The sequence below is a fragment of the Streptomyces sp. NPDC047886 genome, from assembly GCF_043204435.1.
Classification (GTDB): Bacteria; Actinomycetota; Actinomycetes; order Streptomycetales; family Streptomycetaceae; genus Streptomyces.
Genome location: NZ_JBIDCF010000003.1, coordinates 55338 through 69725 on the forward strand (window position 1 = coordinate 55338; position 14388 = coordinate 69725).

General features: G+C 71.7%; 12 protein-coding genes and 1 pseudogene. 4 read left to right on the plus strand and 9 right to left on the minus strand.

Annotated features, from left to right (window positions below):
- Positions 1–65: 65 nt before the first annotated feature.
- Positions 66–725 (minus strand): NUDIX hydrolase, encoded by a 660-nt coding sequence (locus ACGF5U_RS11815; protein ID WP_392710620.1) that lies wholly within the window; start codon positions 723–725, stop codon positions 66–68.
- Positions 726–1290: 565 nt separating this feature from the next.
- On the minus strand, positions 1291–2121 hold the full coding sequence (nth, locus tag ACGF5U_RS11820) for an endonuclease III (protein WP_392710621.1): 831 nt from the start codon (positions 2119–2121) through the stop codon (positions 1291–1293).
- A gap of 330 nt (positions 2122–2451) precedes the next feature.
- Here nth and ACGF5U_RS11825 point away from each other — a divergent pair, with 330 nt between their 5' ends.
- A complete protein-coding gene (locus ACGF5U_RS11825) occupies positions 2452–3126 on the plus strand; it encodes a Crp/Fnr family transcriptional regulator (RefSeq protein WP_014046869.1) in 675 nt (224 codons plus the stop codon).
- Positions 3127–3321: 195 nt separating this feature from the next.
- Here the strand turns inward: ACGF5U_RS11825 and ACGF5U_RS11830 are convergent, their stop codons facing one another.
- The 5 genes and pseudogenes from ACGF5U_RS11830 to ACGF5U_RS11850 all read right to left on the minus strand — a co-directional run bounded on the left by ACGF5U_RS11830 (position 3322) and on the right by ACGF5U_RS11850 (position 7231).
- Positions 3322–4209: a prohibitin family protein gene (locus ACGF5U_RS11830; protein WP_392709877.1), complete on the minus strand. Its 888-nt coding sequence runs from the start codon at positions 4207–4209 to the stop codon at positions 3322–3324.
- 204 nt (positions 4210–4413) lie between these two features.
- Positions 4414–5244 (minus strand): MBL fold metallo-hydrolase, encoded by an 831-nt coding sequence (locus tag ACGF5U_RS11835; protein WP_392709879.1) that lies wholly within the window; start codon positions 5242–5244, stop codon positions 4414–4416.
- 281 nt (positions 5245–5525) lie between these two features.
- Positions 5526–6404, minus strand: a pseudogene (locus tag ACGF5U_RS11840) (NUDIX hydrolase); the annotation flags it as partial.
- Positions 6405–6605: 201 nt separating this feature from the next.
- Positions 6606–7076, minus strand: coding sequence for a RidA family protein (locus ACGF5U_RS11845; RefSeq protein ID WP_392709881.1), 471 nt, complete (start codon positions 7074–7076; stop codon positions 6606–6608).
- On the minus strand, positions 7073–7231 hold the full coding sequence (locus ACGF5U_RS11850) for a DUF4177 domain-containing protein (RefSeq protein WP_019992579.1): 159 nt from the start codon (positions 7229–7231) through the stop codon (positions 7073–7075). The genes ACGF5U_RS11845 and ACGF5U_RS11850 overlap by 4 nt, the downstream gene beginning before the upstream one ends.
- 94 nt (positions 7232–7325) lie before the next feature.
- Here ACGF5U_RS11850 and ACGF5U_RS11855 point away from each other — a divergent pair, with 94 nt between their 5' ends.
- Positions 7326–8288 carry an ArsA family ATPase gene (locus ACGF5U_RS11855; protein WP_392709883.1) on the plus strand — a complete coding sequence of 321 codons (963 nt, stop codon included), beginning with the start codon at positions 7326–7328 and terminating at the stop codon, positions 8286–8288.
- Entirely contained in the window at positions 8285–9667 is a 1383-nt protein-coding gene (locus tag ACGF5U_RS11860; protein WP_392709884.1) for an ArsA family ATPase, read from the plus strand. The genes ACGF5U_RS11855 and ACGF5U_RS11860 overlap by 4 nt, the downstream gene beginning before the upstream one ends.
- 398 nt (positions 9668–10065) lie before the next feature.
- Here the strand turns inward: ACGF5U_RS11860 and ACGF5U_RS11865 are convergent, their stop codons facing one another.
- Positions 10066–10410 carry a WhiB family transcriptional regulator gene (locus tag ACGF5U_RS11865; RefSeq protein ID WP_175408568.1) on the minus strand — a complete coding sequence of 115 codons (345 nt, stop codon included), beginning with the start codon at positions 10408–10410 and terminating at the stop codon, positions 10066–10068.
- Positions 10411–11260: 850 nt separating this feature from the next.
- On the opposite strand from ACGF5U_RS11865, the gene ACGF5U_RS11870 reads away from it, so the two are divergent.
- Positions 11261–13510 carry a transglycosylase domain-containing protein gene (locus ACGF5U_RS11870; protein WP_392709885.1) on the plus strand — a complete coding sequence of 750 codons (2250 nt, stop codon included), beginning with the start codon at positions 11261–11263 and terminating at the stop codon, positions 13508–13510.
- 387 nt (positions 13511–13897) lie between these two features.
- Here ACGF5U_RS11870 and ACGF5U_RS11875 read toward each other — a convergent pair whose 3' ends face one another.
- A complete protein-coding gene (locus ACGF5U_RS11875; protein WP_392709886.1) occupies positions 13898–14365 on the minus strand; it encodes a GatB/YqeY domain-containing protein in 468 nt (155 codons plus the stop codon).
- Between the last annotated feature and the right edge of the window lie 23 nt (positions 14366–14388).

Genomic DNA, 14388 nt, shown 5'->3' on the forward strand with positions numbered 1-14388 from the left:
GTCATTAGCCTCGCAGATTCGTCTCCGGTCGCCCCGTTCGACCTCGGAGCCCAGCAGCCAGCCTGTCATGCACGCCAGTCGAGTGGCACCTGCTTGGCCCGGTCCCACGGCTCCTCCCAGCCCGCGTAGTGCAGGATCCGGTCGATCAGCCCGGCCGTGAAACCCCACACGAGAGCCGATTCGACCAGGAAGGCGGGGCCTCGGTGACCGCTCGGGTGGGTCGCCGTGGCGCGGTTGGCGGGGTCCGTGAGGTCCGCCACCGGCACGGTGAACACGCGGGCGGTCTCGGCCGGGTCGACGGCGCCGACCGGCGACGGCGCACGCCACCAACCCAGTACGGGCGTGACGACGAATCCGCTCACGGGGATGTAGAGCCGGGGCAGCACCCCGAAGACCTGCACGCCCGACGGATCGAGCCCGGTCTCCTCCTCGGCCTCGCGCAGCGCGGCGCGCAGCGGACCCGAGGTCGCCGGGTCGCCGTCCACCGGATCGAGGGCACCGCCGGGGAAGGAGGGCTGGCCCGCGTGCGACCTGAGCGTGCCGGAACGCTCCATGAGCAGCAGCTCGGGCCCGCGCTCGCCCTCCCCGAAGAGGATGAGCACGGCAGCCTGGCGGCCGCCCGCCTCGGGCGGCAGGAAGCGGCTGAGCTGCTCGGGCGCGATGGTGCGCGTGGAGTTCGCGACGGGCTCCAGCCATGGGGGAAGGCCCTCCGCACTGACGAGCACATCGCCCTGCCCGACGGCCTTCGGAACCTCGCTGTGCCCGCCGGTCGTCGGGGTCTCACCGTGCCCGCCGGCGCTCTGGGCCTCCCCGTGGCCGACGGCCGTCGGGGCCTCACGGTGGCCGCCGGACGCCGGGGCCTCACGGTGGCCGCCGGCGGTCTGGGCGCCGTCGTGGCCGGCGCGGGCGTGCGCGTCGCCGTTGCGGGCGCCGGTCTGAGCCGTGTCGCCGCCGACACCCGCGTGGGCGTCGCCTTCGCGGGCGCCTCCATGCGTCTCGCCGTGCCGGACGTCCCGGTGGCCCTCGCCGTGCCCGGCGCCCGCGTGGGCGCCGCCGGGCTCGTGCCGGGCCTCGGTGGCCGCGCCACCTGGACGGTGCGGCTCGCCGGGCGGCGGCCCGTGGTGGGCCCTTACGGCCCCCGCCCGCGCTGTGGGGGCCGCGCCACCGCCGTCCCGCCCGTCGCCGTGCGTCCTGTCCGTACCGGCGTTCTCACCAGCGCGAGTCATAGGCAACACCCCCGGCTGTCCCAACGCGTGCCGACCACCGGTTCGTTCCAGCCACCGGGGCGGGTCACTCGCCGCCACCGAGGGGGGCGGCCGGTTTGCCCGGATAGTCCGGCGGCGGGGCGAGCCGCTGGCCCGGGTACCCGCCCATCTCGTACTTCAGCAGCTTCTTCGCCTTCTCCGGGTCGGTCTCGCCCTCCCCGTACGAGGGACACAGGGGGGCGATCGGGCAGGCGCCGCACGCCGGCTTGCGGGAGTGGCAGATGCGCCGGCCGTGGAAGACGACGCGGTGCGACAGCATCGTCCACTCCGACTTGGGGAAGATCGCGCAGATCTCCGCCTCGACCTTCTCCGGGTCCTCCTGCTCCGTCCACTTCCAGCGCCGCACGAGCCGCCCGAAGTGCGTGTCCACGGTGATCCCCGGTACGCCGAAGGCGTTGCCCAACACCACGTTGGCCGTCTTGCGGCCGACACCCGGCAGCGTGACGAGATCCTCCAGGCGACCCGGGACCTCTCCGCCGAAGTTGTCCCGAAGGGCCGTTGACAGGCCCAGCAGCGACTTCGCCTTGGCCCGGAAGAAGCCGGTGGGCCGGATGATCTCCTCCAGGGCCTCCGGCGCGGCGGCGGCCATGTCCTCCGGTGTCGGGTACTTCGCGAACAGCGCGGGTGTCGTCTGGTTCACCCGCAGATCCGTGGTCTGCGCGGACAGCACGGTCGCCACGAGCAGCTCGAACGGATTGCGGAAGTCCAGCTCCGGATGGGCGTACGGATAGACATCGGCGAGTTCCCGGTTGATCCGGCGGGCGCGCCGGACCATGGCCAGACGCGATTCCTGCTTGACCGCCTTCTTCGCCCGCTTTGGGGCCTTCTGTACGGATTTCTTGACCGAGGGCGACACTTGTTCGCCCACAGCGGAATTCTGTTCCCCGGACACTCTCCCGGCCCCCTTGGCCTGCGCTCTCACCGGCGAATTGGACACCCGGTCAGCCTACGGTCCCGCACTGACATCCGCCCCGACCACAGGCGATCACGACCCAATCGGGCCCCTGCCGTACGGACACGCGTACCCGTGCGTCAAACTTGTTGTGATTGATCGCACGATGATTAACCTGCCGTGAAGCTGTATGAAGCTGCGAGGGGCCTGGGGAGCCGCTCTCCTCGACGGCACCGAACAGTCCGGCATCATGGGGACCAACGTCCCTGAGCAGGTCGACATAGGAGAGAACTCGTGGACGACGTTCTGCGGCGCGCCCCGCTCTTCGCGGCGCTCGATGACGAGCAGGCCGCGGAGCTCCGCGCCTCGATGAGTGAGGTGACGCTCGCCCGTGGTGACGCGCTCTTCCACGAGGGCGACCCGGGCGACCGGCTGTACGTGGTGACAGAAGGCAAGGTCAAGCTGCACCGCACCTCCCCCGACGGACGCGAGAACATGCTCGCCGTCCTCGGCCCGGGAGAGCTCATCGGCGAGCTTTCCCTGTTCGACCCCGGCCCGCGTACGGCCACGGCCACCGCGCTGACGGAGGTCAAGCTGCTCGGCCTCGGCCACGGAGACCTCCAGCCCTGGCTGAACGCCCGCCCCGAGGTGGCCACCGCCCTGCTGCGCGCCGTCGCGCGTCGGCTGCGCAAGACCAACGACCAGATGTCCGACCTGGTCTTCTCCGACGTCCCCGGCCGTGTCGCCCGCGCGCTCCTCGACCTGTCGCGCCGCTTCGGCGTGCAGTCGGAGGAGGGCATCCACGTGGTGCACGACCTCACCCAGGAGGAGCTGGCCCAGCTCGTCGGCGCCTCCCGCGAGACGGTCAACAAGGCCCTCGCCGACTTCGCCGGCCGGGGCTGGCTGCGGCTGGAGGCCCGCGCGGTGATCCTGCTGGACGTGGAGCGCCTCGCGAAGCGCTCGCGCTGACGCGGCGCGCAACCGGTCGGCAGACCGCAGCCCGTCCGGACGGCAGGCAGAGCGCCGAGACGGGCGGGCAGAGCGCCAGGACGGCAGCGCGGCACGGCGGCGCCACAGCAGAAGAGCCGCAGCACAGCAGCACGACGAAGGGCCGCCCCGGTCACCCGGGGCGGCCCTTCGTCCGTCCGTACCGCCGTGGCGGCGTCAGTTCTTCTTGCCGTCCACGATCACCGGGGTACCGCTTCCGCTGCCGCAGGGAACGGCGTACACCGGGTTCTTCGCCGCCGCCTCCTTGAAGGCGTCGATGCACTGGTTGAGCAGGACCTTCTCGGTCAGCGAGTCGTTGAGGATCTTGTTGGCCCTGGCGATGCCCTCGGCCTCGACACGGCGGCGCTCGGCCTCCGCCTTGGCCGTACGGGCAGCCTCCTGGGACCGCTCCGTGGCCTGCTCCTGCTGGATCTTGCGGTCGATCTGGCTCTGGAGCTGGTCCGACGGCTTCACGTTCCGGAGGTTGACCGTCGTCACGTCGATGCCGCGCGGGGCGAGCCGCTCCTTGATCAGGTCGGCGATCTCGGTGTTGATCTTCTCGCGGGCGGAGGCGTAGCCCTCCTCGCTCGTGTGGCGGGCGAAGACGTTACGGATGATCTCCCGGCTGTCCGGGAACACCAGCCGCTGCTGGATCGCGGACTCGCTGCCCGCCAGCCGGTACAACTCCACCGCCTTGGCGGGGGTCACCGCCCACTTCACGGTCACCTCGACGTACATGACGCCGCCCTGAGAGGAGCGGACCTCGACCACGTCCTTGTCGGAGAGGTTCAGGTCCACCGGGCGGGTGGAAAACGTGGTGACGGTGGTGAACGGCGAGGTGAAGTTCATGCCGGACGTCATCGGCGAGCCGACCTTGCCGAAGGTGACCGGGACACCGACCTCGTACGCGCTGATGACGTGCAGGCAGCTGGCGAGGCCCGCGAAGACTCCGGCGAGCAGGGCACCCACCGCGCCGAGCCGGAAGCCGCGGTGGCTGTCACCGCCGCGGGCGACGAAGTACAGCACCGCCGCACCGACGAGCAGCAGGATGGACAGGACGAACATGTGGAGACCCCCCATGGTGTGAACGCGTACGGCCGTACGGCTCAGCGGCCGGACGTAAAGGGAGCGTAAATCATCCTGTCGGTCCGGACCTTGTACGGACGGTTGCGGATCCGTACCGGATTCGTCCGTCAGAGCGGGCCGCGCCCGCCAGAGGAGGCCCTGCCCGCTGGAGCGGGCCGCGCCCGCCAGACCAGGCCGCGCCGGCTAGATCAGGCCGTGCTCGCTCAGGTACTCCAGCTGGGCCCGTACGGACAGTTCGGCCGCGGGCCACAGGGACCGGTCCACATCCGCGTACACGTGTGCCACGACCTCCGGCGCCGTCGTGTACCCGTCCTCGACGGCCGTCTCCACCTGGGCGAGGCGGTGGGCGCGGTGGGCGAGGTAGAACTCGACCGCCCCCTGTGCGTCGTCGAGGACCGGACCGTGCCCCGGCAGCACCGTATGGACCCCGTCGTCCACGGTCAGCGAGCGCAGGCGCCGAAGGGAGTCCAGGTAGTCGCCGAGACGCCCGTCCGGGTGGGCGACCATCGTCGTACCGCGTCCGAGGATCGTGTCACCGGTGAGCACCGCCCGGTCCGCCGGCAGGTGGAAGCAGAGCGAGTCGGCGGTGTGGCCGGGCGTGGGGACGACGCGGATCTCCAGCCCGCCGACCCGGACGGTGTCGCCCGCGCCGAGACCCTCGTCGCCGAGACGCAGCGCCGGGTCGAGGGCCCGCACCCGCGTCCCGGTCAGCTCGGCGAACCGCGCGGCGCCCTCCGCGTGGTCGGAGTGGCCGTGCGTGAGGAGCGTGAGCGCGACGCGCTTGCCGAGCCGCTCGGCGGTGTCGCGCACGTTCCGGAGGTGCCCGTCGTCCAACGGGCCCGGGTCCACGACCACGGCGAGTTCGGAATCCGGCTCCGACAGCAGCCAGGTGTTGGTGCCGTCCAGGGTCATCACGGACGGGTTCGGCGCGAGGACGTTGACGGCCCGCGCGGTGGCGGGACCCGAGACCACGGCTCCGCGCGGCTGGCCGGGGAGGGCGGCTGCGTCGGTCATACGGCACCTCCGGTGGGCGCGCCGGCGCCGGGCACGGACGGGGCCCCATCGGACATGGACAGCAGGGGCTCATCGGACGCGGACGGCGCCCCATCGGACACGGACAGGGACCCACCGGAGGCGGACGGGGCCCCATCGGAGACGGACAGGGACCCATCGGACACGGACAGGGGCCCACCGGACGCGGACGGGGCCCCATCGGAGACGGACAGCAGAGGCTCATCGGACGCGGACGGGGCCCCGTCGGACACGGACCGGTCGGCGCCGGGCACGGACGGGGGCCCGTCGGGCATGGACGGGGTGGCGCCCGGCACGTGCTTGGTGAACTCGTCGTGGCCGGGCCAGCTCAGGACGACCTCGTCGCCCTCCACGCGCGCGTGCGCCAGGACCGGCGTCAGATCCTGGTCGCGGGCCGCGTCCAGGGCCGCGAGCGGGGAGCCGTACGAGGCGAGGGTGCGGAGCGTGGCGATCGTCGGCGGCATCATCAGCAGCTCGCCCCGGTCGTATCCGGCCGCCGCGTCGGCGGGGTGGATCCACACGGTGCGGTCGGCCTCCGTCGAGGCGTTCCTGGTGCGCTGCCCTGCTGGGAGGGCGGCCACGAAGAACCAGGTGTCGTAGCGGCGCGGCTCGAACTCGGGCGTGATCCAGCGCGCCCACGCGCCCAGCAGATCTGAACGGAGGACCAGCTTCCGCCGGTCGAGGAACTCCGCGAACGGCAGCTCACGGGCGACCAGCGCGGCCCGGTCCGCCTCCCAGTCGTCACCCGTGGTGTCGCCGACCACCGACGAAGGGTCCGGCCCGGCCAGGAGGACGCCCGCCTCCTCGTACGTCTCCCGTACTGCGGCGCACACGATCGCCTGGGCCTCGGCCGCCCCGGCGACTCCCAGGCGCGCCGCCCAGTCGGCCGGGGACGGGCCGGCCCAGCGGACGGGCTGCTCGTCGCGCGGGTCCACGCCGCCGCCCGGGTAGGCGTACGCGCCGCCCGCGAAGGCCATGGACGTGCGTCGGCGCAGCATGTGCACCTCGGGCCGGCCGTCGGCGCCGTCCCGCAGCAGCAGCACGGTCGCGGCCCGTCTGGGCGTCACGGCCGTCAGCTCGCCGGCGGCGAGGGCGCGGATACGGTCGGGCCATTCCGGCGGATACCACTGACCATTGGACATGGCCGGAGCCTATGCGGATCGGTCCGGATGTTCGAGGGGTCGCCCGTACGACGACGGCCCCGCGTCCCGCCATGGGCGGGGGCACGGGGCCGTACGAGGGTGTCCACGAGCCGTACCCCGGCCCAGGACCGTCCACGGAACGCCTACCGGGAGCTCCCCGGCGAGTGCCGTCCACGGGACGACCGGGCGGGACGGCGTGTCCTAGTCCTGGACGAGTTCGACCTGGAGCTCCACCTCGACCGGCGCGTCCAGCGGCAGTACGGCGACGCCCACCGCGCTGCGCGCGTGCACGCCCTTGTCGCCGAGGATCTCGCCCAGCAGCTCGCTGGCACCGTTCAGGACGGCGGGCTGCCCGGTGAAGTCCGCGGCGGACGCGACGAACCCGACGACCTTCACGACCCGCGCGATGCGGTCCAGGTCGCCGGTGACCGACTTGACGGCGGCCAGGGCGTTGAGGGCGCAGATCCGCGCGAGGTCCTTGGCCTCCTCCGGCGTGACCTCGGCACCGACCTTGCCGGTGACCGGCAGCTTGCCCTCGACCATCGGCAGCTGGCCCGCGGTGTACACGTACGCGCCGGACCGCACGGCCGGCTGGTACGCGGCCAGCGGCGGCACCACCTGCGGAAGCGTCAGCCCCCGCTCGGCGAGGGCGGCCTCGACGCGCCCGGTCACGGCTTCTCCCGCTTCAGGTAGGCCACGAGCTGCTCGGGGTTGTTCGGGCCGGGGACGACCTGGACGAGCTCCCAGCCGTCCTCGCCCCAGGTGTCCAGAATCTGCTTCGTCGCGTGCACGAGAAGGGGCACGGTCGCGTATTCCCACTTGGTCATGGAGCCGACTGTAGCCGCTCCCCCGTCGCCCCTCGAACGCCCCCGAAGGCAGCCTCCTGCGTGGGCCGCGACACGACTGGTTAGGCTCGCTGGTGTGAGCAGGCTCCAGGTCGTCAGCGGCAAGGGCGGTACCGGTAAGACGACGGTCGCCGCCGCCCTCGCTCTCGCCCTCGCGACGGAGGGCAAGCGGACCCTCCTCGTAGAGGTCGAAGGCAGACAGGGCATCGCACAGCTCTTCGAAACCGAGGCGCTTCCGTACGAGGAACGCAAGATCGCCGTCGCGCCGGGCGGCGGGGAGGTGTACGCGCTGGCCATCGACGCCGAGCGCGCGCTCCTCGACTACCTCCAGATGTTCTACAAACTGGGCGGCGCGGGCCGGGCGCTGAAGAAGCTCGGCGCCATCGACTTCGCGACCACCATCGCGCCCGGCGTACGGGACGTCCTGCTGACCGGCAAGGCGTGCGAGGCGGTGCGGCGCAAGGAGAAGCACGGCGGTTACGTGTACGACCACGTCGTCATGGACGCGCCGCCCACCGGCCGTGTCACCCGCTTCCTGAACGTCAACGACGAGGTGGCGGGCCTGGCCAGGATCGGTCCGATACACCATCAGGCACAGGCCGTGATGCGGGTGCTGAAGTCCCCGGAGACGGCCGTCCACCTGGTGACCCTCCTGGAGGAGATGCCGGTCCAGGAGACCGCCGACGGTATCGCCGAGCTGCGCGCGGCCGACCTCCCGGTCGGCAACGTCATCGTGAACATGGTCCGCCCGCACGTCCTGGACGAGGACGCCGTACGGGCGGCCGCGGGCGACCACCGCAAGGACATCGCCCGGGCGCTCACCGCCGCCGGGGTGAGCGGTGGGGCCCGGCTCGTCGCCCCGCTCATCGCGCAGGCGGCCGAGCACGCCCAGCGGGTGGAGCTGGAGCGGGAGCAGCGCGAGACGCTGGCGAAGCTGGACGTCCCGGCGTACGAACTGCCGTTCATCGGCGAGGGCGCCGATCTCGCCGGGCTGTACCGGCTGGCCAAGGAACTGCGGAAGCTGGGGGTGGGCGCATGACACGCGAGGCGGACCGCGACCGTGACGGTGACCGTCGCACAGCCGTCGACCTCGACCGCGAGCGCGGCTCCGGCCCCGACTCCGGCCCCGGCCCCGGCATCGACGTGCCGCCGCGGCTCGAGGTCGATCCGCTGCTGGACGACCCGGCTACCCGCATCATCGTGTGCTGCGGTGCGGGCGGCGTCGGCAAGACGACCACCGCCGCAGCGCTCGGCGTACGGGCGGCCGAGCGCGGCCGGAAGGTCGTCGTCCTGACCATCGACCCGGCCCGCAGGCTCGCGCAGTCGATGGGGATCGACGAGCTGGACAACACCCCGCGGCGGGTCGAGGGCGTCGAGGGCACCGGCGAGCTGCACGCCATGATGCTCGACATGAAGCGCACCTTCGACGAGATCGTGGAGGCGCACGCGGATCCGGAGCGGGCCCGCGCGATCCTGGGCAACCCCTTCTACCAGTCCCTGTCGGCCGGCTTCGCGGGCACGCAGGAGTACATGGCGATGGAGAAGCTGGGCCAGTTGCGGGCGCGCGACGAGTGGGACCTGATCGTGGTGGACACGCCGCCGTCCCGTTCGGCGCTGGACTTCCTGGACGCGCCGAAGCGGCTGGGGTCGTTCCTGGACGGCAAGTTCATCAAGCTGCTGATGGCGCCCGCGAAGGTGGGCGGCCGGGCGGGGATGAAGTTCCTGAACGTCGGCATGTCGATGATGACCGGGACGCTGGGCAAGCTGCTGGGCGGTCAGCTGCTGCGGGACGTGCAGACGTTCGTGGCCGCGATGGACACCATGTTCGGCGGCTTCCGTACGCGGGCGGACGCCACGTACCGGCTGCTCCAGGCGCCGGGAACGGCGTTCCTGGTGGTGGCGGCGCCGGAGCGGGACGCGCTGCGGGAGGCGGCGTACTTCGTGGAGCGGCTGGCGGCGGAGCGGATGCCGCTGGCCGGGCTCGTACTCAACCGGGTCCACGGCAGCGGCGCCTCCCGGCTGTCCGCCGAGCGGGCCCTGGCCGCCGCGGAAAATCTTGACGAGGGCCGCATTGTGGATCAGGGGGGCGGGCAGACTCGTGGGGGTGGCCGGGAGGCCGCCTCTCCCGGGACCCCCGAACCCGAATCGACAACCGGCACCACCACCGTCACCGGTACGTCGCCCGCCGTGGCGGAGTTGACGGCGGGTCTGCTGCGCCTGCATGCGGAGCGGATGCAGGTGCTCGCACGTGAACAGCGAACACGTGACCGCTTCACCGCGCTCCACCCCGAGGTCGCGGTGACCGAGGTGGCCGCGCTGCCCGGCGACGTCCACGACCTCGCGGGGCTTCGGGCCATCGGCGACCGGCTCACGTCCACGGGCGGCTCGTCGTCCGGTGGGCGGTCGGCCGCGCGGTGACGACGGGCACGGTGAACACGGACGTGGTGACGGCGGGCGCGGTCGCGCGTACGCGCAGGGGCGCGGTCACGCGAGGCGCCGTCGGACCGTGAGGTCCATCGGGCTGCGGGGCGCCGCCCCGTCGTAGGGCAGACCGCCCGGGCCACGGAACACCGCCGTACGGTCAGGGCCGCCGGGCGGCGAAGCACCATCGACCGCGCGGCATCGCAGGTCGCGAAGCATCGCGGGTCGCGAGCCAGGCCGCGAGGCACCGTAGGCCGCGAGGCACCGTAGGCCGCGAGGCACCGTAGGCCGCGGCGTGGGTCTATGGTGCGGCGAGCCGTCGGGCGGGCCGGGGCCGACGCGCCGACGCCGGGTCGGCGGTTCAGCCACCCGCGCGCTCAGTCCGGTCGCGCGGTTCAGCCCACCGCCGCGTACGTCTCGTAGGTCTCGTCGTCGTTCAGCGCGACGGGCAGGATGCCCGCGCTCCGCTCGTACTCCGTACGCGCGGTCTCCAGAAGCCGGCGCCATGAGGTGACGGTCGGCCGGCGGCGCAGCAGCGCACGCCGTTCGCGCTCCGTCATGCCGCCCCACACGCCGAACTCGACGCGGTTGTCCAGCGCGTCGGCCAGGCACTCGGTCCGCACCGGGCATCCGGTGCACACCGCCTTGGCCCTGTTCTGCGCCGCTCCTTGTACGAACAGTTCATCCGGATCGGTAGTGCGGCAGGCCGCCTGCGCACTCCAGTCAGCTACCCAGCCCATACCGGCGCCGTCCTCTCCCGAATCGAGGCTCCCCCACGGCGGTAGCGGCATATTCACCGCTGCCAGTTGAGGACGTTACGGAAGGCAGGCACAGCGCAACACCCCCTTCGGGCCCAATCTTGAATGGTCCGAACGGACTATGCGTACGCGGCAGATCACCCAGGGGAGTGACCGATAGACATACAAGATGAACCCAGCAAACTGGGGCATTTCACACGCGCCACACTCGACACCTCACAACACAAGGGATGAAAACGGGCATCCATCGATGCGCGGTGCGCAGACCGGGAACCCGCCCGTCAGGACCAGGCGGCCCGGCGCACAGCAAGGATCTCGGCTACGGGGATGACAGGGGCAATCGACGGCGGCAATGACGGGACGGCTCAGTAACGGGCACCGCCCAGAGCCACAACAGGGGCGAGGAAGCAGGGGGCTTGCTTCCTGACCGCTACTGCTGTGACAGTTGTGACCAGCTTAGGCCAACGCATGTCCGCGTGTCCGGCGAATGGGAACGTAGCCGCGCGAGGAATCCGACCGCCGGGCCGGACGGCTTCCCATGCCGACGACCGCCGTATCGGCGACCCGCCATATCGGCGACCCGCTATATCGGCGACCCGCTATATCGGTGGGAACCCCCGCCTGCCCTCCAGCCCTCCAGCCCTCCAGCCCTCCAGCCGAGGTCCGCACGGCCCGACTGTCCCCTGCCCGGCTGCCCCGTCGCCCCGTCGCCCCAGGTGATCGGCTACCGCTACCGCTACGACCGGTTCCGGATGTCACGGTCTGGTACTCGAACGCTCCGAGAGGCCCCCGCTCCTGCGGAACGCCGTCGGCGACGGATTAGGCTGCCTTCATGCCAAAGAAGCGCTCGGGCGGAGGTCTGTCCCGGACCCAGCAGGCCGCCAAGTTCCTCGGTGTCAGCGTGCTCTCCGGAGCCGTGCTGGCGGGCATCGCGCTGCCCGCCGCCGGAGCGCTGGGGCTCGCGGCGAAGGGCACGGTCAAGGGGTTCGACGAGATCCCCTCGAACCTGAAGACGCCCCCGCTGAGTCAGCGCACCACGATCCTCGACGCGAAGGGCGGCCAGATCGCCACCGTCTACTCGCGTGACCGGACCGTCGTCCCGCTGGACAAGATCTCCCCGTACATGCAGAAGGCGATCGTCGCGATCGAGGACTCGCGCTTCTACGAGCACGGGGCCATCGACCTGAAGGGCGTCCTGCGCGCGCTGAACCGGAACGCCCAGTCCGGCGGTGTCGCCCAGGGCGCCTCGACGCTGACCCAGCAGTACGTGAAGAACGTGTTCGTCGAGGAGGCGGGCGACGACCCGGACAAGGTGGCCCAGGCCACCCAGCAGACCCTCGGCCGCAAGATCCAGGAGCTGAAGTACGCGATCCAGGTCGAGGAGGAGCTCGGCAAGAAGAAGATCCTGGAGAACTACCTCAACATCACGTTCTTCGGGCAGCAGGCGTACGGCATCGAGGCCGCGTCCCAGCGCTACTTCTCCAAGCACGCGTCCGAGCTGACCCTGGCGGAGTCCGCGATGCTCGCCGGGCTCGTCCAGTCACCGAGCCGCTACGACCCCGTCAACGACGCCGAAGAGGCGACGAAGCGGCGCAACATCGTCCTCCAGCGCATGGCCACCGTCGGCGACATCAGCCAGACCGAAGCCGACCAGGCCAAGGCCAGCCCGCTGAGCCTGAAGGTCAGCAGGCCGAAGAACGGCTGCATCACCGCCGTCGACGGCGCCGGCTTCTTCTGCGACTACGTCCGTGAGGTCTTCCTCTCCGACCCGGTATTCGGCAAGGACCGGGAGGAGCGGAACAAGGTCTGGAACCGGGGCGGTCTGACCATCCGGACCACGCTCGACCCGCAGGCCCAGAAGTCCGCGCAGGAGTCGATAAAGGATCACGTCTACCAGAGCGACAAGGTCGCGTCGGCGGTCACGATGGTCGAGCCGGGCACGGGCAGGATCGTCGCGATGGGCCAGTCGAAGCCGTACGGCTTCGGGCGGAACGAGACCCAGATCAACTACTCGGTCAACAAGGGCATGGGCGGCTCGAACTTCGGCTTCCCGACCGGTTCGACCTTCAAGCCGTTCGTGGCGGCGGCGGCCATAGAGCAGGGCAAGCCGCCGACGCAGGTCTACTCGTCGCCGTACAAGATGCCGTACCCGGCGTCCGTGGCGTCCTGCGGCGGCAGGCCGTGGGTGAACAACGGCGGCTTCACCGTGGAGAACGAGAACACCTCCGAGGTGGGCCCGTACGCGCTGAAGGAGGCGATGGCGAAGTCGGTCAACACCTACTTCGTGCAGATGCTCGGCGAGATCGGCATGTGCCCGGTCGTGGAGATGACCGACAAGCTCGGCGTGCTCATGGGCAACGACAAGAAGCTGCCCGAGAACCCGTCGGGCCTCACCCTCGGCTCCCAGGGCATGTCGCCGCTGATCATGGCCAACGCGTACGCGACCTTCGCCAACCGCGGCACGTACTGCACGCCCGTCGCCATCGAGTCCATCAAGACGGCCGACGGCAAGCGCATGAAGGTGCCGCAGACCAAGTGCTCCAAGGCGATGTCGGAGCGGACCGCCGACACGATCAACGAGCTGCTGCGCGGTGTGATCGACTCCGGTACGGGTCAGCAGGCCGGGCTCTCGTCCCGTGACAACGCGGGCAAGACCGGTACCACGGACGGCCGCAAGAACGCCTGGTTCGTCGGTTACACCCCGAACCTGGCCGGCGCGGTGTGGGTCGGCAGTGCCGCCCAGGACGTGGAGATGGAGTACATCACCATCGGTGGCCAGTACCACGAGAAGGTCTTCGGCGGCAAGGTGCCGGGCCCCATCTGGAAGGACGCCATGACCGGCGCGCTGGACGGCAAGCCTGCGCCGCAGTTCACCCAGGTCTACATCCCGGACGCGCCGAAGCCGGACAAGGACAAGGGGCGCGGCGACAACAAGCCGGGCCGTACGTCCGGCGGCGGCAACAACGACCCGTTCCCCGGCATCTCGATCCCGCCGGATCTGCTCGGCGGCACCGACGGCGGCGACGACGCCACCGGCGGCCCGGGCAACGGGAACGGCGGCCCCGGCGGCGGAGACCGCTGACCGACCGATACGAGAGAGGGCGCCCGGCCGATGCGGCCGGGCGCCCTCTCGTCATGTCTTCGCAGCCCCGGCCGCCGCCCTTTGTCAGCCCCAGGCTGCCGCCGCGCGTGCTCGGCCCGCGCCGGGAGCCGCCGCGAGTGCTGAGCCGGGGGGCCGCCGCACCTCCTGAGCCCCGGGGGCCGCCGCGCCTCCGCAGCCCCAGGAGCGCCGCCGAGCCTCCTGAGCCCGGGGGCCGCCGCGCGTGCTCAGCCCCAGGCTGCCGCCGCGAGTGCTGAGCCGGGGGGCCGCCGCGCCTCCTGAGCCCGGGGGCCGCCGCGCGTGCTCAGCCCCGGGGCGGCCGCACCGCCGCGGCGCCGCACAGGAACCGCGCGGCGGGGGTTTGCCGGCCTACTGGCCCGCGAGGAGCTGCTTGACCACGGCGGCCACCCGGCCGCCCTCGGCGCGGCCCGCCACCTTGGGGTTCACGATCTTCATGACGGCACCCATCGCGCGCGGCCCCTCGGCTCCGGCCGCCTTGGCCTCGTCCACGGCCTGCGACACGATCTGCCGGAGCTCGTCGTCCGTCAACTGCTGCGGCAGGTACGCGTCGAGGATGACGCCCTCCGCCTTCTCCCGCTCGGCCTGCTCGGCACGACCGCCCTGCGCGAAGGCATCGGCGGCCTCGCGGCGCTTCTTCGCCTCCTTGGCGATCACCTTCTGCACCTCGTCGTCCGAGAGCTCACGCGCTGCCTTGCCCGCGACCTCCTCCTTGGTGATGGCGGCGAGGGTCAGCCGGAGCGTCGAGGAGCGCAGTTCGTCGCGCGCCCTGATCGCCTCGGTGAGGTCTTCCTGAAGCTTGGACTTGAGCGTGGTCATGCGGACAAGTGTGGCAGGTGGGT

Bases quoted from the DNA above. Each gene is read 5' to 3' on its own strand.
- ACGF5U_RS11830 (WP_392709877.1), bottom strand. From the start codon at position 4,209: ATGTTCGTCCTGTCCATCCTGCTGCTCGTCGGTGCGGCGGTGCTGTAC.
- ACGF5U_RS11835 (WP_392709879.1), bottom strand. From the start codon at position 5,244: ATGACCGACGCAGCCGCCCTCCCCGGCCAGCCGCGCGGAGCCGTGGTC.
- ACGF5U_RS11850 (WP_019992579.1), bottom strand. From the start codon at position 7,231: ATGACCAAGTGGGAATACGCGACCGTGCCCCTTCTCGTGCACGCGACG.
- ACGF5U_RS11860 (WP_392709884.1), top strand. From the start codon at position 8,285: ATGACACGCGAGGCGGACCGCGACCGTGACGGTGACCGTCGCACAGCC.
- ACGF5U_RS11865 (WP_175408568.1), bottom strand. From the start codon at position 10,410: ATGGGCTGGGTAGCTGACTGGAGTGCGCAGGCGGCCTGCCGCACTACC.
- ACGF5U_RS11870 (WP_392709885.1), top strand. From the start codon at position 11,261: ATGCCAAAGAAGCGCTCGGGCGGAGGTCTGTCCCGGACCCAGCAGGCC.
- ACGF5U_RS11875 (WP_392709886.1), bottom strand. From the start codon at position 14,365: ATGACCACGCTCAAGTCCAAGCTTCAGGAAGACCTCACCGAGGCGATC.